The sequence below is a fragment of the Dictyoglomus sp. NZ13-RE01 genome (assembly GCA_002878375.1).
Classification (GTDB): domain Bacteria; phylum Dictyoglomota; class Dictyoglomia; order Dictyoglomales; family Dictyoglomaceae; genus NZ13-RE01.
This window is the reverse complement of the sequence record NIRF01000013.1, coordinates 1-23,090: the sequence shown is the minus strand read 5'-3', so window position 1 is coordinate 23,090 and position 23,090 is coordinate 1. Positions and strand designations below refer to the sequence as shown.

Below are 23,090 nucleotides of genomic sequence, written 5' to 3'. Positions count from 1 at the left end.
AATTTACTTTACTTTTGATCCTACTAATTTATCCCACATTTCAAAAGCTTCAACTAATTCTTTTGCACCAAGCTGGGTTGTTGTTGGAAATTCTTTTATCGCCTTTTCATATTCGGGTCTCATTGCAGATTTAATCTTATCTTGTATTTCCTTAGGAGCCAAAGATAAAGGAACATTACTAATAGCAGGTCCAGGATAAAAGTAGCCATTATCATAGATCAGAGCTTGAGATTCACGTCTTAGTAACCAAGCCATAAGAGCTAAAGTTGCTCTCTTCCTTGCCTCATCAAGTCCTTTAGGCATACACATAAAATGGGCATCAGTAAGCCATGTAGTATTCTTTAAAAAGAATCCTTTGAAATTAGCAGGTATCACACCTAATATCCTCTGGTTCATGTCCCAACCTAAATGACTTGCTATAATCCACCTTGTTCCTTCTGCGAGTTCCCTGAAGGTAATAGCTGTACCTGTAGGATAGTAATCAATATATTTATCCAACTCTTTCAAATAATTCCATGTCTTCTCCCATGTTTTTGGATCCTTAGGATTTTTGTCACCAAGAATGTATGGTAGCCCCTGAAGTAAGCATCTTCCTGGTCCAGAATTAGCTGGTCTTGCATACATAAATTTACCTGGATTTGCTTTTGCCCACTCCAATAGTTCTTCCGCTGTAGTTGGGACTTTCTTAACTTTTTCTGGATTATAAGTAAACATGGGACCACCAGGGCAATAGGATACAACAATTCCATAACCTTTAAAGAGTTTAAAGGCTTCTCTTGCTCCAGGTAGATAACGGGATTCTAAATTTGGGAAATAGGAAGCATAAGTTGGATAAATATTTTCCCAAATATCCATTTCCAGACCAGCTGCCATTGCATCATATCCTGTTAAAACCATCGTTGTTACGACATTTCCTGCCATTTGTTGTGCTTTAATTTTTGCGGGTAGTTCAGGAGCTGTTGCCTTCATATATTCTATGTCAGAAACTATCTCAGGATGAGCCTTTTTGAAATTTTCAATAGCTGTTTGAGTCAATTGTAAATTGCCTGCTACATCTATAATGCTTAGCTTGACAGCTTTTGTCTGTTGCCCTAAGGAGATGGTAAAAAATACAATGAAAGAAAGGAGAAGAATTAGAAGAGGCTTTGAGTAGCTTTTCATAGCAATTCCTCCTTAAATTAATTATTTAAGGAAAACAATTTTCTCATTTAAGTATAGTTAAAAAAATAGCGAGTGTCAAATATTAGATCAAAATCAGACTGGTTTTATCAAATCTTCTGCATCATAATTAGGATTGTTAACTTTTTTGGAAACAGGATATGCGGACATAAATTCTGAAGGATAAGGTTGAAGTATCTCCATCAGTCTATTTACATTTCTCTCATTTTTATCGATCCAAACTTCTTCATATTCTCTTTTTAAAATTACAGGCATTCTTTCATGAATATCCCTTACAAAAGAGTTTGCAGATACTGTTATTATAGTAAATGTTCTTATTAGATTCCCTCTTTCATCTTTCCAAACATCATACAAACCTGCAAAGGCAAAAAGCTCAAAATTTTTTAAATGGATAAGATAGGGTACTTTAATATTTCCTACTTTTTTCCATTCATAAAAACCATTAGCAGGAATCAAACATCTTCTTTTTAAAAGAGAATCTCTAAAGGCAGGTCTTTCCAATAAGGTTTCTGCTCTTGCATTTATCATTCTATTCCCAATGGATGGGTCCTTTGCCCAATGGGGAACTAATCCCCAAATCATATCCGCTATTTTATTGGGGCTTTCTTGAAAGATTACCTGAACAGGTTGTCCCGGAGAGATATTATATCTTTTTCTAAGATTTGTGGTCTCTAATATATGTACGTTAAATCTCCCTTCTATTTTCTCAATATCAACTAATAAAAATCTTCCACACATAATTGAATATATTATACCACTTTTTAAACTTGATTTTTATTTCTATTTACTCTAAAATTAAAAATAACTTTGTTATGCATGAGTGGGCATTAGCAGAAACAATTATTAAAACATCTATAAACTTAACTCAGGAGAAAAACCTGAGTAGGGTGAAAGAAGTTTATCTAAAAATTGGAGAAATACAACAAATAGACTTAGAAGTCTTTGACTTTGCCTTAAAGGAACTGTCTAAAGGTACCATATTAGAAAATGCTAAATTTAATTTTGAAATGTTCCCTGCCCTTCTTCATTGTAACTCTTGTGGATATCAATGGAGTTACAAAGATAGCTTAGATAAATTAAGTGGTGAAGAAAAAGAAGCAATACACTTTATACCTGAAACCATCCATGTTTATATTCGTTGTCCAAAATGTGGAAGTCCAGACTTTGATATTAAAGAGGGACGTGGCGTTTGGATAAAGGATATAAAATGAATCTTATTGATCCAAGAATATCAATAATTGACGAGAGACTTAAAAGTGTAAAAGAGATATGGGCTATATCAAGTGGAAAAGGTGGTGTAGGGAAAAGCACGCTTTCTACATTTATAAGTCTTATTTTAAGTAAAAAGGGGTTTAAAGTAGGCTTATTGGATTTAGATCTGTATGGACCTACTTGCCATTTAATATTAGGCGTAGATAATGCTAAACCATTAGAAGATTATGGCATAAAACCTGTAAAGGTGGAAAATATTGATTTTATGTCTATTGTCTTTTTTACAGAAAATAAGCCATTAACTATGAGAGGAAAGGAAATAACAGATACAATATTGGAGATCTTTACAATTACAAAGTGGGATCCATTGGATTATTTAATCATAGATACTCCACCAGGCATGGGAGAGGTTTTTTTAGAACTCATCAGATATATAAAAAAGGCAAAATTTCTTCTTGTTTCTACCCCATCAAGACTTTCTATGGAAACTGTAGAAAAACTTATTAAGATTCTAAATGGTTTAAATTTGCCCATATTAGGTCTCATAGAAAATATGAAATCTAAAAAAGAAGATGATTATGTTAAGACAAAATGCGAAAACCTATCTGTTAAGTATTTAGGGTATGTGCCTTATTCACAGAACATGGATGATTTTATTAATAACAGTAAGTTCTTTTTTGAATCTGATTTAAGTGTTAGAATGGAAGAAATTATATCTCAACTAATATAAAAAACAGAGAGAGGGTGAGTTATGGACAAGTTTAAAATTAAGATTAATGGAAATGAGGTTGAAGTATCCCCAGGTAAAACTGTCCTTCAGGTTTTAAATGAGTTAGGCATTCATGTGCCAGTACTTTGTCATTTTGAGCACCTTTCACCCCAAGGTTCTTGTAGACTATGTGTTGTTGAAGACCGAGGAGTACTTAAAACTGCATGTACTACACCTGTAGAACCTAATATGGATATACAAACAGACACACCAAACGTAGTAAATTCAAGAAAGTTAGTTTTGCAACTACTATTTAGTGAAAGAAACCACTACTGTATGTACTGTGAAGTTACAGGAGAGTGCGAGCTTCAGGACTTAGGGTATGAATTTGGTCTCGATCACTTCGAGTTTCCTACCTACGAAAGAAAGTTTCCTGTAGACAACTCTCATGATTATATCCTAATGGATCATAATCGCTGTGTCCTATGTAGAAGATGTGTAAGAGCATGTTCTGAGGTTGCTGGACATTATGTATTAGGAGAAATGGAAAGAGGAATTGATACAATGATTATTGCGGACATGGATGTACCTCTTGGTAAATCCTCCTGCGTCTCTTGTGGTTTATGCGCCCAAGTATGTCCTACAGGTGCTATTTTAGATAAAAGGTCCGCTTATTTAGGAAGAGAGGTTCAATCAGATATTATATATGCAAATTGTGACCAATGCTCTGTAGGTTGTGGAATTGAGATTTACAAAAAGAAAGGAGCAAACTTTATAGTAAAAATATATGGGGATTGGAACTCTGATGTATCACAGGGAGTACTTTGTAAAAATGGAAGATATTTAGCATTATATGATGAGAAGGAAAGAGTTTCCGGAATTAGACTAAGAGATGATTTTGGTTTTAGAAGAATATCAAGGGAAATTCTTAAGGAAATATTAAAGAACAAGTTGTCTGATGATGTAGTAGCCTATGTAGATGGCTCTCTATTAAACGAAGAGCTGGAATTAGTAAAAGAGATATTTAAAGACAAGGTTTATTCTCTTTATCCCAATAATTCTCCAATAGAATCTAATATTTCTATAAAAGACTTAGATAACATGGACGCCTACTTAGTTATTGGGGTAGATTTGAATAAAGAGTTTGGTACTATTGGCTCCTTTGTAAAGAGAAACGTTATAGGAAATAAAAAGAAATTAGTATTAGTTGATGAGAAAGAGAATAGTTTAAATAAGATTGCAGATCATACATATAACAGAAAGGATTTAGATCTGGCAATTAGTTCTTTGAAAAACGAGAATAATGTAGCAGTCATCTTTAAGGATTTAAAAGATGAAGAGGCTAAAATACTAAAAGCTAATGATAACTTTAAGTTTTTATGGCTACCAAAAGAGACAAATACAGTAGGTTTAAATAAACTCAATATTCCTCATGAAGAGAAACATGCTAAAAATGTATTTGTTTTTGCCAAAAACTTAGATGGATTAAACAATATGAATCTTAATAATACATTTCTTGTTATTTTTACACCATATAATCACGAGGTGTTAAACAAGGCAAACTTGGTTGTTGGAATTAGCAATGGTTTTGAAAAAGAAGGAACCTTCTACAACCTTGAAGGCAAGAAACTGGTAAGACAAAAAGTGTTAAGAAGCAATTATGATGTGGTGGACTTAAGAGAGATTTTATTAGATATCTCGGGAAAAGTTGAGAAAATCATGTAAAATAGTGAGGTGAGAATATGGCAAAGCTAAAAGTAGCTTCAATATGGTGTGAGGGCTGTTCAGGATGTCATATGTCCTTTTTAGATATGGATGAGAGATTAGTAGAGCTTATAAATAAAGGATTAGAATTAAATGCTACTCCTATTACTGATCTAAAGGTCCCCGATGAAGATACCGATATAGGAATTATTGAGGGAGCTATTGCAACAGATCATCATGAGGAAGAAGTTAAAATGATGAGAGAAAAATGTAAGTTTATTGTTGCTATTGGAGATTGTGCAGTATTTGGTGGAATCCCTACAATGAGAAATTATTTCACCAGAGAAGAACTGTTAGAAAGAGGATATATAACCACTGAAAGTACTGTGCAGGGTAAGATTCCAACATCCGAAGAAATTGGTAAACATTTACCAAAAACAAAGGCAGTGAATGAAGTAATTAAGGTAGATTTTTATATTCCAGGATGTCCACCATCTGCAGATGCTATTTACTATGTATTAAAGGAAATTTTAGAAGGAAGAACTCCAGTTCTTTCTGGAGATTTATTAAAGTATGAATAGAGAGGTGAATTCTATGGAGAATAAGATTACAATAAGTCCAGTTACAAGAATAGAAGGACATGCAAGAGTAACTATACATTTGGATGAGGATGGAAAGGTTAAGAATGCTTATTTTCATGTAGATCAATTTAGAGGCTTTGAAAAATTCTCTGAGGGTAGACACTTCTCAGAAATGCCTGTCATTACTGAAAGAATATGTGGAATATGTCCTATAAGTCACCATCTTGCTTCAGCAAAAGCCTGTGACGATATTCTGGGAGTTGATATACCTAAAACAGCAAAACTCCTCAGAGAATTAATTCATATGGGACAGATAATTCAATCTCATTCCATGCATTTCTTTGAGCTTGCTGGTCCTGATCTTATTTTAGGATGGGATGCAGATCCAAGAATTAGGAATGTAGTTGGTTTAATACAGGAAAATCCTGAGCTTGCCCTAAAAGCAGTAAAGCTCAGAAAATATGGACAAAGAATAATAGAATTAGTAGCAGGGAGAAGAATCCATCCTACTTTTGCCGTTCCAGGCGGTGTAAATAATGCTCTTTCTCCCTCTGCAAGGGATGAGATAATGAGTGGAATAGATGAAATGATATCCTACATAAAAGAGGGAATAAAGATAGCAGAGGATTATATAGAGAAAAATAGAGATCTTTGTAACAAATTTGCATCCTTCTCCACTGGATACATGGGATTAGTAAAAGATGACGGTTCCTTAGAGCTCTATGATGGAAAAATCAGATTTATGGATAAAGATGGAAATATTTTAAAAGAGTTTAAAGGTAAATACTATCTTAAATATATTGGAGAGAGAGTAGAAGATTGGAGTTATCTCAAATTCCCCTTCTATAAACCGTTAGGCTATCCTGATGGAGTCTATAGAGTTGGACCATTAGCAAGACTGAATGTAGCAGACAAGATAAGCACACCTCTTGCTAATGAGGAATTTAAGAAGTTTAAAGCTATTGGATATGGAAAACCAGTAGAAGGCTCTATTTATTATCACTATGCAAGACTTATTGAAACACTATACGCTTTAGAAAGAACAAGAGAGATTTTAGATGATCCTGATGTTATGTCTCAAGATGTACTTGTCTTAGGAAACGTTAGTAATGAGGAAGGAATTGGTGTGGTTGAAGCTCCAAGAGGAACTTTGATACATCATTATTGGGTTGATGAGAAAGGTACCATTGAAAAGGTGAACTTGATCGTATCCACAGGTCATAATAACTGGGCTATGAGTAAAGCTGTGGAAGAGGTAGCAAAGGCTTTTGTGGATGGGAAAAACTTAAAAGAAGGTATGCTAAATAGGGTTGAAGGAGCCATAAGGTGTTACGATCCATGTTTGTCCTGCTCTACCCATGCCATTGGGAAAATGCCCATTGTAGTTGAAATTTATGATAACTCTGGAAACTTATTAGAATCCGTAGTCAGAGATTGAAAAATTTACTTATTGTTGGATTTGGGAACGAGTTTAGAAGAGACGACGGCTTAGGAATAAAGCTCCTGGACCAAATAAATGAAAATGTTGATAAACTAAAGGTCCAGGAGCTTTCTATTGATTTAGTAGATATTTTAAAAGAATACGATATTGTTCTCTTTGTTGATGCCTCTATTGAGGGAGGTCCTATCTCTTTTAAAAAAATAGAAAAAGAGGAAAAATTTTCTCCATTGACTCATCACTTAACCTGCGAAGAACTTCTATTTTGGATCGATGCTTTATATAAAAGGAGTCCAGAGTTTTATCTATTGTCTATAAGAGGGTATGATTTTGATTTTGGGGAAGAACTTTCTGAAAAAGCAAGAGAAAATTTAGATCTTGCCAAAAAGTTTGTTCAAAACTTTATAAATGAAACAATCAGTAATAAGCTATCGGATTAAAGTTTATGGAATTGTTCAAGGAGTAGGTTTCAGACCTTTTGTTTATAAACTTGCAAAGTCTTTAGACCTACGAGGATGGATATATAACTCTATCGGTTCTGTAGATATTCTTATTCAGGGAGAAGAAGAAAATATTAAAAAATTTATTGATATCTTGAAAAATTCTCCACCCCCTTTATCAAGGATAGAGAAAATCCATATAGATATCATAGAAGATGAAAAATCTTATGATGATTTTTCAATAATAGAAAGTAAAGAGGATATAGGATTTAATTTTATTTCTCCTGATATAGCTATTTGCGATGACTGCTTAAGAGAGATGAGAGATCCAAAAGACAGAAGATATAGCTATCCTTTTATAAATTGTACTAACTGTGGTCCAAGATACACAATTATTGAAGATTTACCCTATGATAGGGACAAAACCAGTATGAAAATCTTTGAGATGTGTGAAGAATGCAAAAAAGAATATCATGATCCATTAAGTAGACGCTTTCATGCCCAACCTATATCCTGCTTTAACTGTGGTCCAAATATTTGGATTGATGGTCTTAAATCAGATAATATTTTTAAGGATATTTCTGATTTTTTGAAGGAAAATAAAATTATTGCTATTAAAGGAATTGGCGGATTTCATTTAATGTGTTCTGCTGTTAGCGATATGGCTGTTTTAAAATTGAGGGAGAGAAAAAGAAGAAAGTTTAAACCATTTGCTCTGATGATGAGAGATTTAGATATGATAGAAGAATATTGTTTTCTAAATGATATAGAAAGGAGTATACTAACATCTAAGGAAAGACCTATAGTTCTTTTGAGGATAAAAGACCTAAAGGATATATCTCCTTATGTAGCCCCTAATAACGAGTTCTTAGGTGTAATGCTTCCTTATGCTCCTTATCATTATTTAATCTTCGATTATTTTGATAAACCTTTAATTATGACCAGTGGAAATGTTACTGATGAGCCAATAGTCAAGGACAATGAAGAAAGCAAAAAGGAGCTTAAAAATATTGCAGATATTTTTGTTTTCCACAATAGAAATATCATTCATAGAGTAGATGATAGTGTTGTATTTGTCGAAAATAATCAATTAAATTTTGTAAGGAGAGCAAGAGGATATGCTCCAGATCCCATAAAGGTACCCATTAAAGTGAGACCTGTTCTTGCATTAGGTGGAGAATTAAAAAATACATTTGCTCTTGGTAAAGAAGAATATATATTCATAAGTCCACATATTGGAGACCTAAAAGATAAGAAAACCTTAGAAGTTTATGAAGAAACCATCAATGAGTTTATTAGGCTTTTTAGAATAGAACCTGAAATCCTGGTGCATGATCTGCACCCCCAATATTTATCCACTGAATTTGCTCAAAGATTTGAAAAATTTATGGAGGTTATTCCTCTTCAACATCATAAAGCCCACGTTTACAGTCTACTTTTAGATAATAATATTACTGATGATATAATAGGTTTTTCCTTTGATGGGACTGGCTATGGGGAAGATGGAAAAATTTGGGGTGGAGAAGTTTTTATTGGAAACTTAGATAAAATAGAAAGAATTGCTCATTTTAAATACTTTCCAATTGCTGGAGGAGACTATTCCATAGAAAATCCTATAAGAATTGCACTTTCCTATATTACAAAATATATTCCGAGCGAAATAAACAGTCTCTTTCCTCATATTGATTTCCTTGAGAAAGAACTTATTAAAAAACTTATAAGGGATGAGGTAGGAATATTTTATACATCTTCTTGTGGGAGAATATTTGATTTAGTATCCGCTCTATTAGGGATAAGGGAAAAAATTGACTATGAAGGACAAGCAGCTATAGAACTTGAAACGTATGCCTGGAAAAAAGAAGATAATGAATTTTATCCCTTTGAGATTGTTAAAAAAGATTTGTATGAAATAGATATACTTCCTACTATTGAAAAAATTATTGAAGAGAAAAATTATTTTGATAGATCTATAGTTGCGAGAAGATTTCATAATACTATTGCTAAAGTTATATTAAATATGGCTGAGATGTTTCGAGAAAAATTCAACATTAGGAGTGTGGGGTTTACTGGAGGGGTTTTTCAAAATAGATTACTTATAAATTTAGTTGTTCCTGCTCTTGAAAAAAAGGGATTTAAAGTGTATCTTCATAGAAGAGTTCCTACAAATGATGGAGGAATATCTTTAGGACAAGTAATTATGGCAAGAGAATAGGAGGCTTATTAAAAATGTGCTTAGGTTATCCTTTAAAGGTATTAAAATTGAAAGATAATAATATGGCGGACGTAGATATGGGGGGGGGGACTACCCTTGAAATTAGTACTATATTTACTCCAGAGGTTAAAGAAGGAGATTATGTAATAGTACACGCTGGTTTTGCCATATCTGTCCTTAGAGAGGATGAGGCAAAAGAAATATTAGAATTATTAGAGGAAAAATGAGCAAAGAAGTTGTTGAAATTGTTAAAGCTTTAAAAAAGTACTCAGATCGTACTATAAATCTAATGGAATTTTGTGGCACCCATACCCACGAAATATTTCGCTTTGGTATTAGAGATCTCCTTCCTGAGAGTATTAATTTATTATCTGGTCCTGGATGCCCTGTTTGTGTTACCTCTGAAGAAGATATTGATTACATAATAGCCTTATTGAAGGAAGGGTTTGGAATAATAACTTTTGGAGATTTGGTGAATGTGCCTGGAAGTGAAGGTAGCTTGAGTTATTATAAAGCAATTGGAAAAGAAGTAAAAGTTGTATATTCTCCCTTAGATGCATTAAAAATTGCAAAGGAGAATAAAAATAAAAATTATGTACTGATTGGTATTGGCTTTGAAACTACAGCTCCATCTTTAGCCTTTACGGTATTAAAAATAAGGGAAGAAAATCTCAAAAATCTTTACTTTTTATCTCTAAATAAGTTAACACCTCCTGCAATGAAGGCAATTCTCGATATGGGAGAAGTTAAAATAGATGGGATAATAGGACCAGGGCATGTATCTACCATAATTGGGAAAAAAGGATGGGAAAAAATATATGAAGAATATAAAATACCCTTTGTTATTACTGGTTTTGAACCAATGGACATATTAAAAGGGATTTATTTACTCTCAGAAATGGTATTAAAAAATAAGCCTAAATTAGTTAACGAATATAAAAGAAGTGTATCAGATGAGGGAAACTTAACAGCCCTCAATATCATGTATCGCGTGTTTAAAATAGCTGATGCAAGCTGGAGAGGTTTAGGGATCTTAAAGAATAGTGGATTAGAATTGAAAGAGGAATACGATGACATCAATATAAGAAAAGTATTTCCTATAAAGGTACAAGTCAAACATAATCCTTTGTGTAAATGTGGAGAGGTTTTAAGAGGCGTATTAAAACCTACACAATGTCCACTATATAAAAAAGTATGTACTCCAGAAAATCCAAAAGGACCTTGTATGGTTTCCTCAGAAGGAACCTGTTCTGCTTATTATCTCTATGGGAGAGATTAGCATGGAAGAAATTATAATGCTTTCACATGGAAATGGCGGAGAAAAAACAAGAAAATTAATAGAAGAGGAAATTTTGAAGTATTTTGGCAATGAGATTTTAATAGATTTATTTGATTCTGCTATTCTTGAAATAAAGGGAAAGTTAGCCTTTACTACAGACTCTTTTGTTATATCCCCTATATTTTTTAATGGCGGAGATATTGGAAAACTCTCAATTTATGGTACTATAAATGATCTCTCTGTTATGGGAGCAACACCTTTATACCTGAGCGTAAGCTTTATAATCGAGGAGGGCTTACCCTTAAAAGACTTTAGGAAAATCTTGGAATCTATGAGAGACGCAGCTTTGGATTGTAATATAAAGATTGTTACAGGGGACACAAAAGTGGTAGAAAAAGGGAAAGGTGACTATATTTATATAAATACTGCAGGAATAGGGATATTAGAAGAACATAGAGATTGGAGGGAAAGAAAAATAGAAGAAGGAGATTTAGTTATTATAAATGGGGGAATAGGAGAGCATGGTGTATGTATAATGTTGGAAAGATTAGGAATAAATACAAGCAGTGAAATAAAATCTGATCTTGCTCCTCTTTACCGTATTACCTTACCCCTTTTAGACAAATTTACAGGAGTTAAATTTATGCGGGATCCAACTAGGGGCGGTGTAGCCACAACTTTAAATGAGGTCTCTAAAAAATACCACGTAGATATTGAAATATTTGAAGAAAGCTTGCCTATAAAAGATTGGGTTAGAAAATCCAGTGAGATATTAGGAATAGATCCTTTATATATTGCCAATGAAGGGAAAGTATTAATTATTGCTTCTAAGAATGAAGGAGAAAAGATTGTAAACTTCCTAAGACAATTTCCAGAAGGTAAGGATGCAAGAATAATAGGTGAAATAAAAGGAAGGGGTGAAAAAGTGTACTTAAGAACTACTCTTGGTACAAGGAGAATATTAGATACTTTAAAAAAGGAATTACTTCCGAGGATTTGTTAAGTATGTTTCGGATATTTGATGGTAATGTTTTATTTGACGGAGCTATGGGAACAGAACTACAAAGAAGAGGTCTTCCTTTAGGAACTCCTCCTGAACTTTGGAATTTAGAAAATAGTGAAATAGTAGAACAAATTCATAAAGATTATATAAATTCTGGAGCAATGGTCATAGAAACAAATACCTTTGGAGGTAATAGAATAAGATTAAAAAGGTTTGATCTGGACAAAAAAATAAAAGTGATAAATCAAAAAGCCGTTGATATTGCCCAAAGAGCATCAAAAGGAAAAGTATTAATTGCAGGTTCAGTAGGTCCCTTAGGAGAATTGCTTGAGCCCTTTGGAGATATTACTATTGAAGAGGCTAAAGAAGTATTTGAAGAGCAAATTGAAATTTTAAAATCCGCAGGAGTTGATTTCATATTGATTGAAACAATGATCTATTTAGAAGAGGCTTTATGTGCCTTAGAATCTGCTTTAAAAGCTAACATGAAGGTTGGAATTACTATGAGTTTTGAAATTACTCCTTCAGGGATCAGGACATCCTTTGGAGACACCATAGAAAAGTTTATAAAATCTGTAGAAAATAAAGAGATATTATTTTTGGGATCAAACTGTGGAAAAGGTTTCGAAGAAATGGAAAAAGTAGCTGAAGAAATCAGAAGAAAAACTAATAAGAAAATACTTATCCAGCCAAATGCAGGAATTCCCAAAATAGTAGATGGTAAACCGCTTTATCCAGGAACACCTGAAGAGTTCGGGAATTTTGTTGTAAAAATGCTAAAATTAGGTATAAATTACATTGGTGGATGCTGTGGAACAACACCTGAACATATTAAAAAAGCAAGAGAAATAATTGAAAATTTCTAATAACTATTTTACTGTATCATCATATTGCCAACCTAAAATATCATAAAGCTTTCTTCTTCCTTCTTTATCCATTTCTAATTCCTTTCGAGCATACATAGCAACAACCCCATCGCCGTCTGCTACTATAATGTCTCCAGGTCTCACAATAAACCCTTCTATACTTATCAGTATCTCTTGGTCCACCATTTGTAACATATCCCACTGCTCCACGAGAATATCCTACAAGGGAATTATTAGATCCCATTAATCCTGCATCTACACTGCTTTGATCAATTACAATAAAATCTCCCTTTTTTATCTCATCAAGCCATGGATAAGTACATATATTACTATAATAACCACAAAATTCTGCATATTCCTTTGGAGTCATCTTTGGAATTTCTCCTTCATAAGGTAAATATCTTACAGTCTTTGCTATTCCAACAACTCTTGTTCTAAATAAGGGTTTAATAGTATAAGGTATACTACATTAATTATGAAGAAGTAGATAGTCAAGACCATCTCTTACATCAGCCACTCTCAGTCCTTCAAATAACTTCAATAATTCTCTATTTTCTTGATCAAACATAAATTATTCCTCCTCAATATACTTTATATTATTCTCTTTAAGTTTACGGGTTAGATTTACATTTTTAAGAGGTAAAATAACAATTTCCGCAAGATATAAGACCTTAGATCCAAACTCTAAGTGTCCAGAATATGTTCTCTCTAAATCGGAAGCAACAAAATGAATATGAGGTTCATAATCTAATATTAATCCCTGACAGGAAGAAAGCTCAATAGGTGCCTCAAGAGTTATAAATTCATTTTGAGGAGGAAAATCTCTTGTCAGTACTCTATGAAATACCAATTTTTCTAAAGTTCCAATTCCACTAATAATAACCGAATTATTTATTTTTTTCTCTTTCAAAACTTCTATAATACTTTCTAAAAATAACTCTTTGGGCTCAAGATTTATTATTATAAGCTTATTAATATTCACATCTTTCCAATATACTTTCATGGTTAAAATAATAATATAATAATCTAATCTTTTCAAGTACTTTAACATTTTAACTCTTGACCAGATTAAAGTTTTATGCTAAGAATAGTAAAAATTTTCCGGAGGGATAAGTATGGAGAAATCTTTATCAAACAGAACAAAAATCTCAACTTCTGATGCTATGTCCAAATTCGTTCTTGCTCAAGATCCAGAGATTATTTCCTTTGCTGGTGGTCTTCCAGATAATAACTTATTTCCTATAGATGAAATACAATCATCCCACGAGGAAATGTTATCTAAAGAAGGGAAAATAGTATTTCAATATACATCAAGCCTCGGTGATTTTAACCTTAGAAAATGGATTGGGGAAGAATTTTTCAGTAAATGGAACAAAACTGTAAATCCAGAAAATATTATTATAACTGAGGGCTCACAGCAGGCTTTAGACTTATTAGGTAAATTATTTTTAGATGAAGGAGACTATGCTCTCATTGAGGCACCAGGTTATTTAGGTACTATACAGGCATGGAGAATTTTTCGCCCTCACTTAATTGGAGTAAACCAGGATAAAGATGGAATAAATCTGGAAGAATTAGAAGAAACAATAAAGTCATTGCCTAAACCTCCTAAAGTCCTTTATGTAGTACCAGATTTTTCTAATCCTGCAGGCACATTAATGCCCATAGAAAAGAGAGAAAAATTAATTGAAATAGCAGAAAAATACCAATTTTATATTATTGAAGATTTGGCTTATAGTTTGCTTTCATATGATAGAGAAACTTTACCTCCTTTATTGACTCTATCAGATAGCAAATTTATTGTCACCATTGGGAGTTTTTCAAAAATTTTATCTCCTGGTTTACGAACAGGCTTTATAATCGCCCCAAATGAACTTGTTCGTCCTTTAAGACTTATAAAAGAAGCTTCGGATCTTTGCTCTGGAACCTACAATCAAAAGTTGGTATATTACTTTTGCAAAAATGGATATCTCAAAAAACATGTAGATAAACTAAGAAGTGCATATAAAGAAAAAAGAGATAAGCTACAAGAAGCTTTAAATAAATTTTTCCAAAACAAAGCAAAATGGACATTTCCTTCCGGTGGCTTCTTCTTTTTCTTAACATTTGATGATAAAATAGACGGATATAAGCTTGCAGAAAAAGCATTAGAAAATAAAACAAGCTTTGTACCAGGAGAAGAATTCTTTGTAGATGGGAAGGGGAAAAATACTGCAAGGATATCCTTCTCTCAGATCAATGTCAACGATATATTTGAAGGAGTAAAAAGACTATTCAAAGCTTTTGAAGAAGTTGAAAACTCATGATTTGGGACATAGTAATTATTGGGGCAGGACCTATAGGAAATTTTGCAGGATATCTTGCAGGTAAAAAAAGCCTTAAAGTAGTTATTTTAGAAGAGCACGATAAAATCGGAGAACCTATACATTGCTTAGGAAAACTTAGTTTTCACGCCTTTGAGGAGTATCCTCTTCCAAAGAATTCTATCCTTTCTCCTTTAAAGGGAGCATATATTTACTCTCCAATAGGCAAGGAGGTAAAGTTAAAAAAGAATAAAGTTGACTCATATATATTAGATAGGACAAAATTTGATAATGACATAGGAGAGATGGCAGAAAAAGCTGGAGCAAAATTTTTATTTGGAACTAAAGCCTTTGGTATAGAACATTTTAATGGATATAGCGAAATATATTTTAAGGAGAAGGGGAAAATAAATAAATTAAAGGCAAAAATTATTATTGTTGCGGAAGGAGCTAAAAGACAATTTTTAAGAAGTTTAGGATTTCCTGCAAAGCCTCATTTAGTGGGACTTCAATATGAGATATCTGGAATTTACTTGAAGGATAATGAATGTGTAGAGCTATATTTTGGAGAAAAATACTCAAAGGGATTTTTTGCATGGATCTCTCCATTAAAAGGTGACTTAGTGAAAATAGGGACTGCAGTCCTTCCAGGTAACAATCCAAAAGTTTATTTAGAAAATCTCATTTTAAACCTCAAAGAAAGAAGCAGTAAGTTCAAAATATTAAAAGAATATGGTGGAATTATTCCTTTGTATGGTCCCTATGAGATGTACATATACCCAAATATAATTGTTTTGGGAGATGCAGGAGGATTTAATAAGTCCACTACAGGTGGCGGTATATATTTTGGATTAAAAGGAGCAGAAATTGCATTAAATCAAGCATATAAATATCTAAACAATGGAAATATAAAGCATTTAAAAGAATATGAATTTTTAATAAAAAGAGCTTTTGGAAAAGAGTTATTTTTCACAGGACTAATAAGAAGATTTTTAAACAAACTTAACGATAAAGATTTAGATGAAATATGGAATATTATTCTGGAAAATAAGGAGATAATAAAGAAATTAGAAGAAAAAGGAGATACTGCCTATCAAACAACACTCTTATCTATAATTCCCTATATAATATCAAAACCAAAAAACACAAAAGTATTCAGATATTTACCTCAAATAATAAAATCTTTTTTAGAAAGCATATAAAAAAATAAAAGGGGCTCCCAAATTTGGGAGCCCCTAAGATTCTTTGGATTAGAAGTTAACTGTTGCTTTCAATGTTACGTCGGTAGGTAGAATATCTCCTTTTGTTATATTGCCTAAACCTAATTTATATACACTTAAGTTCAATGTTACATTGGAAGTAAGAGCATAATCTGCCTCTGCCATTGCTGAAGCTGTTCCTGGATAAGTACTTAAGCCTTGATCAGTAAACCACTTACCATCTTGGTTATTAGTTACCCATGCCCAGAGAGTAACTTTATCTGTTAAGCTATATGTTCCCTTCAAGACAAGTGATACGGTATCTTTACTAAATTGAGTTAAATTAGGTGCGTAGAATGCTGCTTCAACAGAAGTCTTTGGATTGACACTTCCAGATACCTTTGCCCAGGTCTTGTAAGTAGGATATACGAAGTATGCCTCGTAAGAGAATGGAGCTACTGTTCCAGATACTGCACCTTTCACTGTATAAGTTCGAGTAGTATGAGTTACATCACTTACTGTTACTTCTGCACTAACCGTTGCTTGAGAAGTTACTGGATAGCTTGCAGAACCATAAAGAGTTAGACTATTATCTTTGTATGTAGCTTTCAAAGTGGAGCTTAATCCTTTTACTCCTACATCACTGAGAGATACTCCACCTAATACATCAAAGGTTCCATCATATACTGCTTCACCAAAGAGTTTAATTCCTTTTGCAACAGAAGTTCCAAAGTCACTACCAAATGCATAGCTATATGGAGCTGTAGTATTAGCTCTTGATACTAACGCAAATGCATTGACATCAACATTGTTGAAGCTACCAGAAACCTTACCTGCAACAAGATCTTCGCCAGTACCATCATCAGTTCCATTTAATCCTACTGCCAATTTTAGTCCTGCTGGTAGGTCTACGCTGGCAACAACTTTCGCAGTCTTTGTTCCAACAAGTTCATTGACATCTACTGCGAAGTTGCTATCTGCTCCAGCGTTATAGCTTAAAACAAGATTCTTTAGACCAAATTCTACCTGGGCAACACTTACATCAAAGCTATTGAAAGATAACTTATTATTTACTAACTCAAATGATGTAGATATGCTTACTCCATCTGCAGGTTTAATGCCTAAATTAATAGTTGCGGATGGGGTTATTGCAATATTCTTATTTGCTCCAAAGTCTTTCTTTGCTTTAACAGAGACAGAGCCACTTACTGCAAATTTATTCAATGCTTTATTAATATCATCCACTTTAGCATTGACATCTGCTACTGCATCTTCAACAGAAGACACTCTATCAGTTAAATCAGAGAGACTCAATGCTAAGTCATCAGTTACATTATATAGTGCATTTATTGCAGACTCTACATTATCTAATCTTGAAGAAATATCCGCAAGCTCTTCTGGGACCTCAACTCCTTCCACTTGCGCTAACTTATCTTCAATTTCAGATACCTTATCTTGTAATTCTGCAATAGCATCTTTTACAGAAGGTAGCTCTTCAGTTAAGATTGCATCCACATCTGCTCTTAAAGCATCTATAGCATCACTATGATCCTCTACCATTGCCTTTAATTCCTCAACATCTGGTACTTGAATTTCAGCTAATTTCTCCTCTATCATTGCTGTTACTTCGTCAACAGTTGGTCTATCAGTGAGGAGCACTTCAATATCGCTTACTCTTGCATCTAAATCTTCAACCATTGCACCAACACCTTCAAGAGCATCAACCTTCTCACTTAATGCAGTTAAGTTAGCAGATAAATCATCAGTGATACCCATTAAATCGGTAATAGCAGATTCAACATCTCCTACTCTAAGTTCTAAATCATTTACTTTTCCTTCCACATCATCTAATCTTGCTACTGTATCCCCTAAGCTCTCCTCTATCATTGCCTGCACATCATCTACTGATGCCTTCTCTGTTAATGCTACCTCAACATCACTTAACCTACTATCTAAATCTCCTGCTAACCCCTCTAAGTCGCTTACTCTACCTTCCAAATCTGCTAATGCCTCTTCGGTAACTTTCTTCACTGTTTCTTCAAGCTTTTCTCCTATTACAGTTTTAATTTGCTCTTCTGTAACTTCCACCTTTTCAATATTAGCTACTTGTTCAGCAAGACCTGCAACTTGTGATTCTAAATCACTTACTCTTCCTTCTAAATCATCTAATCTTGCTACTGTATCTCCTAAGCTCTCCTCTATCATTGCCTGCACATCATCTACTGATGCCTTCTCTGTTAATGCCACCTCAACATCGCTTAACCTGCTATCTAAATCTCCTGCTAACCCCTCTAAATCACTTACTCTTCCTTCTAAATCATCTAATCTTGCTACTGTATCTCCTAAGCTCTCCTCTATCATTGCCTGCACATCATCTACTGATGCCTTCTCTGTTAATGCTACCTCAACATCGCTTAACCTACTATCTAAATCTCCTGCTAACCCCTCTAAATCACTTACTCTTCCTTCTAAATCATCTAATCTTGCTACTGTATCTCCTAAGCTCTCCTCTATCATTGCCTGCACATCATCTACTGATGCCTTCTCTGTTAATGCCACCTCAACATCGCTTAACCTGCTATCTAAATCTCCTGCTAACCCCTCTAAATCACTTACTCTTCCTTCTAAATCACTTATATCTGGTATCTCTATCTCTGATATCTTCTCCTCTATTAATGATGTGACCTCATCTAATGTGGGTCTCTCTGTTACAAGAGACTCTAAATCGCTTACTCTTGCCTCAATATCATCCAACCTTGCTGTTACATCCCCTAAGCTCTCCTCTACTACTGATCTTACATCATCTAATGTCGCTTTCTCCTCTAATGCAGATTCTAAGTCGCTTACTCTACCAGAAAGTTCATCTAAACTTGCCATTAATTCATCGACTCTTGAACCTAAAAGGGTTAATTCTTCACTTAGATCCTTCACTAAGTTTTTCAATTCTGCAATATCTGCTGCTGGAAGTGCTACTTCTGCAAGTTTCAATTTTTGGATCAAATTATAAAGTAAGACTGCTACTTGATATCTTGTGACATACATATCACCGCCAAAGGTGTCAGGTCTAATACCCGAGATTATACCTAAGTCTGTTAGATATTTTACTGCAGGTGCTGCCCAATGAGTTGGTGGTACATCTTTAAATTTGGTTTGTACTTGAGCAAAGCTTAAACTAAACAAACCTAAAATTAAAACTAATACAAACACTAAAAATTTTTTACTCATATCGACCCTCCTTAAACAATAATCTTTCAGAGAGAGTTCCCATTACTCTCCTCGAGTAATGAACTTCCTCTCTGATCAAATAGAGGGAAAAAGTACGAATCTAAACAAACGTATCGATTACGTTAGATTAGTTTTTTAATCACCTCCTCTCTTTAACATTTAAAGATATCAATCAAAAGCTTTTGACTAAATTTTATCACTTATATTATTTTGTGTCAACTTAACATTATACTTTTTTAAATAAGTTTAATTAGCTTACCTTCAGATAAAAAGGTTTAAACCAGCTTGACTTGCTTCTGCTAAATAGGTAGCAACCCCTCCAATCTCAACTCCATCAATTAGTTCCTCCTTTTTAATACCCATAACATCCATCGACATGCTACATGCAACAAGTTTAATTCCCAACTCCTGTGCTTGTTTTAACATTTCTTGAAGTGTTTGTACTTTTTTCTTTCTCATCATATACTTCATCAATTTAGGTCCAATACCCAAGAAATTCATTTTTGATAATGGGAGATTTTCAACACCTTTTGGCATCATCCTTCCAAACATTCTTTCTAAAAAACTCTTCTTTGGAGATTTTTTATTAGGATCTCTTAATACATTTAAGCCCCAAAAAGTGAAAAACATAGTTACTTCATCTCCCATAGCTGCCGCCCCAGTTGCAATTACAAAAGAAGCTAATACCTTATCCATATCATTACTGAAAACTATAATAGTTTTTTTATCTTCGCTCACAATAAATCCTCCCTTTTAAGCCTTCCTTATTTTTGCAATAATTACACCATTCTCTTCCTCTAAAGAAAGAAGCTCATTTTTAGTCTTTTGACTCCAAGCAGTAACATCCTTTTTAAAACCTTGATCTGTAGCTTCTATTACTACAATATCTCCAGATGGAATTTCTTTAATCTTTGTAAACAATTTTGTTATGGGTCCTGGACATTGTAGATATTTCGCATCAACAAAATGTTCCATATTTTCTCTACCCCCCTAAATTTTAAATTAATTCAAAGGGGTATGCTTTTAATCCCCCATCAAGAATTTTCAAATTAGTGAAACCAAAACTTCTCAATTTTGTATAAGCCTGATAAGCCCTTTTACCCAATCCACAAATCAAAACTATTTCTTTATTCTTATCAATCATATCCACCTTTTCCACTAATTCATCCAAAGGAATATTGATGGAGCCTGGAATTGAAGAAATAACAAATTCAGGTTCAGTTCTAACATCCACTAATAAGAGATTTTTATCACCCTCTTTTATCCTTTTATACAACTCATAAGGATTTATCCCTTTTAACTTTCCAGTAAGTTTATTTTTCATGACATTTGCAGTAACAATAACGGAGGATAAAGCCATGGAATAAGGAGGTGAATAGGCAAGATCTACTTTGCTTAAACCCCATACAGTACCATTCAAATAAATAAAGCTTGCTATTATATCTATAAATTTGTCCACTGTTCCTTCTCCAATTCCCTGTGCCCCTAAGATCCTTCCTGTCTTCTTATCCGCAATCAATTTTAAAATGACCATTTTGGATGTAGGATAATAATGAGCTTTATCATCAGAAGGAACAATTACTGACTCAACTTCAAATCCTTCTTCTCTTGCCTGCCTTTCAGAAAGACCTGTCTTAGCAATTGTCAGAGAGAATAGTTTTAATATATTTGTCCCTAACACTCCTTCAAAACTTTCAAAATTCTCTTCATTATCATAAACTACATTATTTCCTGCCACTCTTCCCATTTTGTTTGCAGTAGAGCCAAGAGGAACCCAAGCAGGTTTATTACAGACAAGATTTGTAGTCTCACAACAGTCTCCTGCTGAATATATATCTTCTATATTTGTTCTCATATACTTATCAACCCTTATTGCACCTGTAGAACCAATCTCTATTCCTATCTTCTTAGCCAACTCTACATTGGGTCTTATCCCTGCAGACCATATCAACAAATCTGTTTCTATTTCTTCCCCACTATCTAACAAGACCTTACTTACTTCTTGTTCTTCATTCCCAAGAATTTTTACTATTTTCTTACTTGTAAATACTTTTACCCCCTTTTCTTCTATCAAATATTTTTCTACAAGTTTTGCAATCTCAAAGTCATAGCCTGGAAGAATTTGATCTGCCACCTCTATAATCTTGACATCAAATCCCCTTTCCTTTAAATTCTCTGCAAGTTCTAAACCAATAAAGCCTCCTCCTACAATAACAGGATTTTTAGGAGGGTCATTATCCAATATCTCTCTAATTTTTAGAGCATCGCCTACACTCCTTAGGGTAAAAACTCTCTTTAAGTTAATTCCCTCTATATTAGGTTTTACTGGGGATGCACCCGTTGCAATAATTAATTTATCGTAAAAGTACTCTTTAATATTATTTGTAGATAGATCTTTAACTATAACCTTTTTGTTTTGCTTATCCACATCAATTACTTCATGTTTTGTATAAACATCAATACCTAAGCTATGCTTAAACTCCTGGGGTGTACGCAATATTAAGTGATCTTTTGATTGCACAACTTTACCAATAAAATAAGGAAGTCCACAACCTGAATATGATATGTACTCCTCTTTTGTAAAAATTATCACTTCACTATTAGGATCTTCCCTCTTTGCTTTTGCAGCAGCCTTTGTACCTGCTGCTACTCCGCCTATGACTATTATCTTTCTCCCCATATCTTTTTACACCTCTTAGCAATAATTTTTTAACATGTTAAATTATATAAAGACTTTAATACTAAAACAATTAAAATAATTTTAAGGCTTATATAATCTTTGACTATGATATAATTAATCAAAAATATCATTTAGGAGGATGAGGATGAAAAAGAGTATTTTATTTATTTGTACTCATAACTCTGCAAGATCTCAAATAGCAGAAGGTTTAGTGAATGCTCTCTGGAATGATAAATTTGTAGCATACAGTGCAGGGACAAAACCAAGCAGTGTGAATCCACTTGCTATAGAAGTAATGAAAGAAATAGGGATTGATATTTCCCATCATAGATCCAAAAGTATAGATGAATTTAAAGACATGAATTTTGATTATGTAGTAACAGTATGTGACAATGCAAAAGAAACCTGTCCTTATTTCCCAGGGGGTAAAATTTACCTACATAAAGGTTTTCAAGATCCCTCTTCCTTTGAAGGGTCCTACGATGAAAAACTTAACTTTTTTAGAAAAATTAGGGATGAAATAAAAGATTGGATCGAATCAGCCATCATAAAAGAAGAGTCTAAAAATGACTTTAGCTTAAAAATTTAATTGATTTTTTCTAATGTGATTACTCTTTCTGAATTATATATTTTAATTAGATGTTCTTTAGGATTAATAATACCATCAAATACAAACTTTCCCCACCAAGGCATAAACCAAAGAAAATAACTTTCAGAATCAAATAAAAGATCTGGATCAGGTATTGGTCCATTTTCTGTAAGAGCTACAGGTTTTTCACCTTTTGCTAATTCTAAAGCTTGATCATACTTAAATTTTAATGGTCCAAAATCTCCTGCAGGTGCATAAAAATCCACACCTACAATATCAAAAAACTCCTCTTCTACCAACCAATCTGGATCTATAGCATTCCAAACCCATATTAGATTATTCAACTTATAATGGTAAGTTAAAAGCTCATATAATAAATAATAAAGTTTTTTAAAACTTTCAGGTCCTTTTGCACCCCACCAAAACCACCTTCCCTCTGCCTCATGTAACGGTCTCCAAAGTATAGGAACT

Annotated in this window: 22 protein-coding genes and 1 pseudogene; 14 read left to right on the top strand and 9 right to left on the bottom strand. The window is 33.5% G+C overall.

From position 1 onward, the window contains the following. Nucleotides 1-3: 3 nt before the first annotated feature. On the bottom strand, nt 4-1,161 hold the full coding sequence (locus CBR30_08060) for an ABC transporter substrate-binding protein (GenBank protein ID PMQ01036.1): 1,158 nt from the start codon (nt 1,159-1,161) through the stop codon (nt 4-6). Nucleotides 1,162-1,254: 93 nt separating this feature from the next. Further along, a complete protein-coding gene (locus CBR30_08055; protein PMQ01035.1) occupies nt 1,255-1,917 on the bottom strand; it encodes a hypothetical protein in 663 nt (220 codons plus the stop codon). 74 nt (nt 1,918-1,991) lie between these two features. Between CBR30_08055 and CBR30_08050 the strand changes: the two genes are divergently transcribed. Genes CBR30_08050 through CBR30_08000 form a run of 11 tightly spaced genes read left to right on the top strand, consistent with a single transcriptional unit; the run spans nt 1,992 to nt 12,623 of the window. After that, nucleotides 1,992-2,390: a hydrogenase expression protein HupK gene (locus CBR30_08050; GenBank protein ID PMQ01034.1), complete on the top strand. Its 399-nt coding sequence runs from the start codon at nt 1,992-1,994 to the stop codon at nt 2,388-2,390. Beyond that, nucleotides 2,387-3,121, top strand: coding sequence for an ATP-binding protein (locus CBR30_08045; protein PMQ01052.1), 735 nt, complete (start codon nt 2,387-2,389; stop codon nt 3,119-3,121). The genes CBR30_08050 and CBR30_08045 overlap by 4 nt, the downstream gene beginning before the upstream one ends. Before the next feature lie 21 nt (nt 3,122-3,142). Continuing rightward, nucleotides 3,143-4,825 (top strand): 4Fe-4S ferredoxin, encoded by a 1,683-nt coding sequence (locus tag CBR30_08040; protein PMQ01033.1) that lies wholly within the window; start codon nt 3,143-3,145, stop codon nt 4,823-4,825. A gap of 17 nt (nt 4,826-4,842) precedes the next feature. Beyond that, entirely contained in the window at nt 4,843-5,385 is a 543-nt protein-coding gene (locus CBR30_08035; GenBank protein PMQ01032.1) for an NADP oxidoreductase, read from the top strand. Nucleotides 5,386-5,398: 13 nt separating this feature from the next. Then, nucleotides 5,399-6,823, top strand: a complete 1,425-nt coding sequence (locus tag CBR30_08030; GenBank protein PMQ01051.1) for a Ni/Fe hydrogenase subunit alpha — start codon at nt 5,399-5,401, stop codon at nt 6,821-6,823. Beyond that, nucleotides 6,820-7,263, top strand: a complete 444-nt coding sequence (locus tag CBR30_08025; protein ID PMQ01031.1) for a homospermidine synthase — start codon at nt 6,820-6,822, stop codon at nt 7,261-7,263. Before CBR30_08030 ends, CBR30_08025 begins: the two co-directional genes overlap by 4 nt. Continuing rightward, entirely contained in the window at nt 7,232-9,475 is a 2,244-nt protein-coding gene (gene hypF / locus CBR30_08020) for a carbamoyltransferase HypF (protein ID PMQ01030.1), read from the top strand. Before CBR30_08025 ends, hypF begins: the two co-directional genes overlap by 32 nt. Before the next feature lie 14 nt (nt 9,476-9,489). Next, nucleotides 9,490-9,702: a hydrogenase assembly protein HypC gene (locus CBR30_08015; protein ID PMQ01029.1), complete on the top strand. Its 213-nt coding sequence runs from the start codon at nt 9,490-9,492 to the stop codon at nt 9,700-9,702. Beyond that, entirely contained in the window at nt 9,699-10,754 is a 1,056-nt protein-coding gene (locus CBR30_08010; GenBank protein ID PMQ01028.1) for a hydrogenase formation protein HypD, read from the top strand. The genes CBR30_08015 and CBR30_08010 overlap by 4 nt, the downstream gene beginning before the upstream one ends. A gap of 1 nt (nt 10,755) precedes the next feature. Next, the gene (gene hypE / locus CBR30_08005) at nt 10,756-11,757 is read left to right on the top strand and encodes a hydrogenase expression/formation protein HypE (GenBank protein ID PMQ01027.1); all 1,002 of its coding nucleotides are present in this window, start codon (nt 10,756-10,758) and stop codon (nt 11,755-11,757) included. A 2-nt stretch (nt 11,758-11,759) separates the two neighbouring features. Further along, nucleotides 11,760-12,623, top strand: coding sequence for a 5-methyltetrahydrofolate--homocysteine methyltransferase (locus CBR30_08000; protein PMQ01026.1), 864 nt, complete (start codon nt 11,760-11,762; stop codon nt 12,621-12,623). Between the two features lie 3 nt (nt 12,624-12,626). Here the strand turns inward: CBR30_08000 and CBR30_07995 are convergent. Both CBR30_07995 and CBR30_07990 read right to left on the bottom strand, forming a co-directional pair. After that, nucleotides 12,627-13,191: pseudogene (locus CBR30_07995) on the bottom strand (dimethylmenaquinone methyltransferase). A gap of 3 nt (nt 13,192-13,194) precedes the next feature. Beyond that, nucleotides 13,195-13,626: a DNA-binding protein gene (locus tag CBR30_07990; protein ID PMQ01050.1), complete on the bottom strand. Its 432-nt coding sequence runs from the start codon at nt 13,624-13,626 to the stop codon at nt 13,195-13,197. Nucleotides 13,627-13,738: 112 nt separating this feature from the next. Here CBR30_07990 and CBR30_07985 point away from each other — a divergent pair, with 112 nt between their 5' ends. Both CBR30_07985 and CBR30_07980 read left to right on the top strand, forming a co-directional pair. Then, nucleotides 13,739-14,929, top strand: coding sequence for a GntR family transcriptional regulator (locus tag CBR30_07985; protein ID PMQ01025.1), 1,191 nt, complete (start codon nt 13,739-13,741; stop codon nt 14,927-14,929). After that, the gene (locus CBR30_07980; GenBank protein PMQ01024.1) at nt 14,926-16,128 is read left to right on the top strand and encodes an FAD-dependent oxidoreductase; all 1,203 of its coding nucleotides are present in this window, start codon (nt 14,926-14,928) and stop codon (nt 16,126-16,128) included. Before CBR30_07985 ends, CBR30_07980 begins: the two co-directional genes overlap by 4 nt. Before the next feature lie 48 nt (nt 16,129-16,176). Here the strand turns inward: CBR30_07980 and CBR30_07975 are convergent, their stop codons facing one another. The 4 genes from CBR30_07975 to CBR30_07960 form a co-directional block, all read right to left on the bottom strand. After that, nucleotides 16,177-19,350, bottom strand: a complete 3,174-nt coding sequence (locus tag CBR30_07975; GenBank protein PMQ01023.1) for a hypothetical protein — start codon at nt 19,348-19,350, stop codon at nt 16,177-16,179. 261 nt (nt 19,351-19,611) lie between these two features. Then, nucleotides 19,612-20,088 (bottom strand): hypothetical protein, encoded by a 477-nt coding sequence (locus CBR30_07970; GenBank protein PMQ01022.1) that lies wholly within the window; start codon nt 20,086-20,088, stop codon nt 19,612-19,614. Between the two features lie 15 nt (nt 20,089-20,103). Beyond that, on the bottom strand, nt 20,104-20,325 hold the full coding sequence (locus CBR30_07965) for a SirA family protein (GenBank protein PMQ01021.1): 222 nt from the start codon (nt 20,323-20,325) through the stop codon (nt 20,104-20,106). A 22-nt stretch (nt 20,326-20,347) separates the two neighbouring features. Next, nucleotides 20,348-22,030: a dehydrogenase gene (locus CBR30_07960; protein ID PMQ01020.1), complete on the bottom strand. Its 1,683-nt coding sequence runs from the start codon at nt 22,028-22,030 to the stop codon at nt 20,348-20,350. A gap of 145 nt (nt 22,031-22,175) precedes the next feature. Between CBR30_07960 and CBR30_07955 the strand changes: the two genes are divergently transcribed. Then, entirely contained in the window at nt 22,176-22,619 is a 444-nt protein-coding gene (locus tag CBR30_07955) for a low molecular weight phosphatase family protein (protein ID PMQ01019.1), read from the top strand. On the opposite strand, the gene CBR30_07950 is transcribed toward CBR30_07955, so the two are convergent. Then, nucleotides 22,616-23,083 (bottom strand): hypothetical protein, encoded by a 468-nt coding sequence (locus CBR30_07950; protein ID PMQ01049.1) that lies wholly within the window; start codon nt 23,081-23,083, stop codon nt 22,616-22,618. The two genes, CBR30_07955 and CBR30_07950, sit on opposite strands and share 4 nt — an antisense overlap. Nucleotides 23,084-23,090: the final 7 nt, after the last annotated feature.

Coding starts and splice junctions, on each gene's coding strand:
- CBR30_08030 (PMQ01051.1), top strand. CDS start 5,399: ATGGAGAATAAGATTACAATAAGTCCAGTTACAAGAATAGAAGGACAT.
- CBR30_08050 (PMQ01034.1), top strand. CDS start 1,992: ATGCATGAGTGGGCATTAGCAGAAACAATTATTAAAACATCTATAAAC.
- hypE (PMQ01027.1), top strand. CDS start 10,756: ATGGAAGAAATTATAATGCTTTCACATGGAAATGGCGGAGAAAAAACA.
- CBR30_08015 (PMQ01029.1), top strand. CDS start 9,490: ATGTGCTTAGGTTATCCTTTAAAGGTATTAAAATTGAAAGATAATAAT.
- CBR30_07960 (PMQ01020.1), bottom strand. CDS start 22,030: ATGGGGAGAAAGATAATAGTCATAGGCGGAGTAGCAGCAGGTACAAAG.
- hypF (PMQ01030.1), top strand. CDS start 7,232: ATGAAACAATCAGTAATAAGCTATCGGATTAAAGTTTATGGAATTGTT.
- CBR30_08055 (PMQ01035.1), bottom strand. CDS start 1,917: ATGTGTGGAAGATTTTTATTAGTTGATATTGAGAAAATAGAAGGGAGA.
- CBR30_07975 (PMQ01023.1), bottom strand. CDS start 19,350: ATGAGTAAAAAATTTTTAGTGTTTGTATTAGTTTTAATTTTAGGTTTG.
- CBR30_08035 (PMQ01032.1), top strand. CDS start 4,843: ATGGCAAAGCTAAAAGTAGCTTCAATATGGTGTGAGGGCTGTTCAGGA.
- CBR30_08010 (PMQ01028.1), top strand. CDS start 9,699: ATGAGCAAAGAAGTTGTTGAAATTGTTAAAGCTTTAAAAAAGTACTCA.
- CBR30_08045 (PMQ01052.1), top strand. CDS start 2,387: ATGAATCTTATTGATCCAAGAATATCAATAATTGACGAGAGACTTAAA.
- CBR30_08000 (PMQ01026.1), top strand. CDS start 11,760: ATGTTTCGGATATTTGATGGTAATGTTTTATTTGACGGAGCTATGGGA.
- CBR30_07990 (PMQ01050.1), bottom strand. CDS start 13,626: ATGAAAGTATATTGGAAAGATGTGAATATTAATAAGCTTATAATAATA.
- CBR30_08040 (PMQ01033.1), top strand. CDS start 3,143: ATGGACAAGTTTAAAATTAAGATTAATGGAAATGAGGTTGAAGTATCC.
- CBR30_07985 (PMQ01025.1), top strand. CDS start 13,739: ATGGAGAAATCTTTATCAAACAGAACAAAAATCTCAACTTCTGATGCT.
- CBR30_07980 (PMQ01024.1), top strand. CDS start 14,926: ATGATTTGGGACATAGTAATTATTGGGGCAGGACCTATAGGAAATTTT.
- CBR30_07965 (PMQ01021.1), bottom strand. CDS start 20,325: ATGGAACATTTTGTTGATGCGAAATATCTACAATGTCCAGGACCCATA.
- CBR30_07955 (PMQ01019.1), top strand. CDS start 22,176: ATGAAAAAGAGTATTTTATTTATTTGTACTCATAACTCTGCAAGATCT.
- CBR30_08060 (PMQ01036.1), bottom strand. CDS start 1,161: ATGAAAAGCTACTCAAAGCCTCTTCTAATTCTTCTCCTTTCTTTCATT.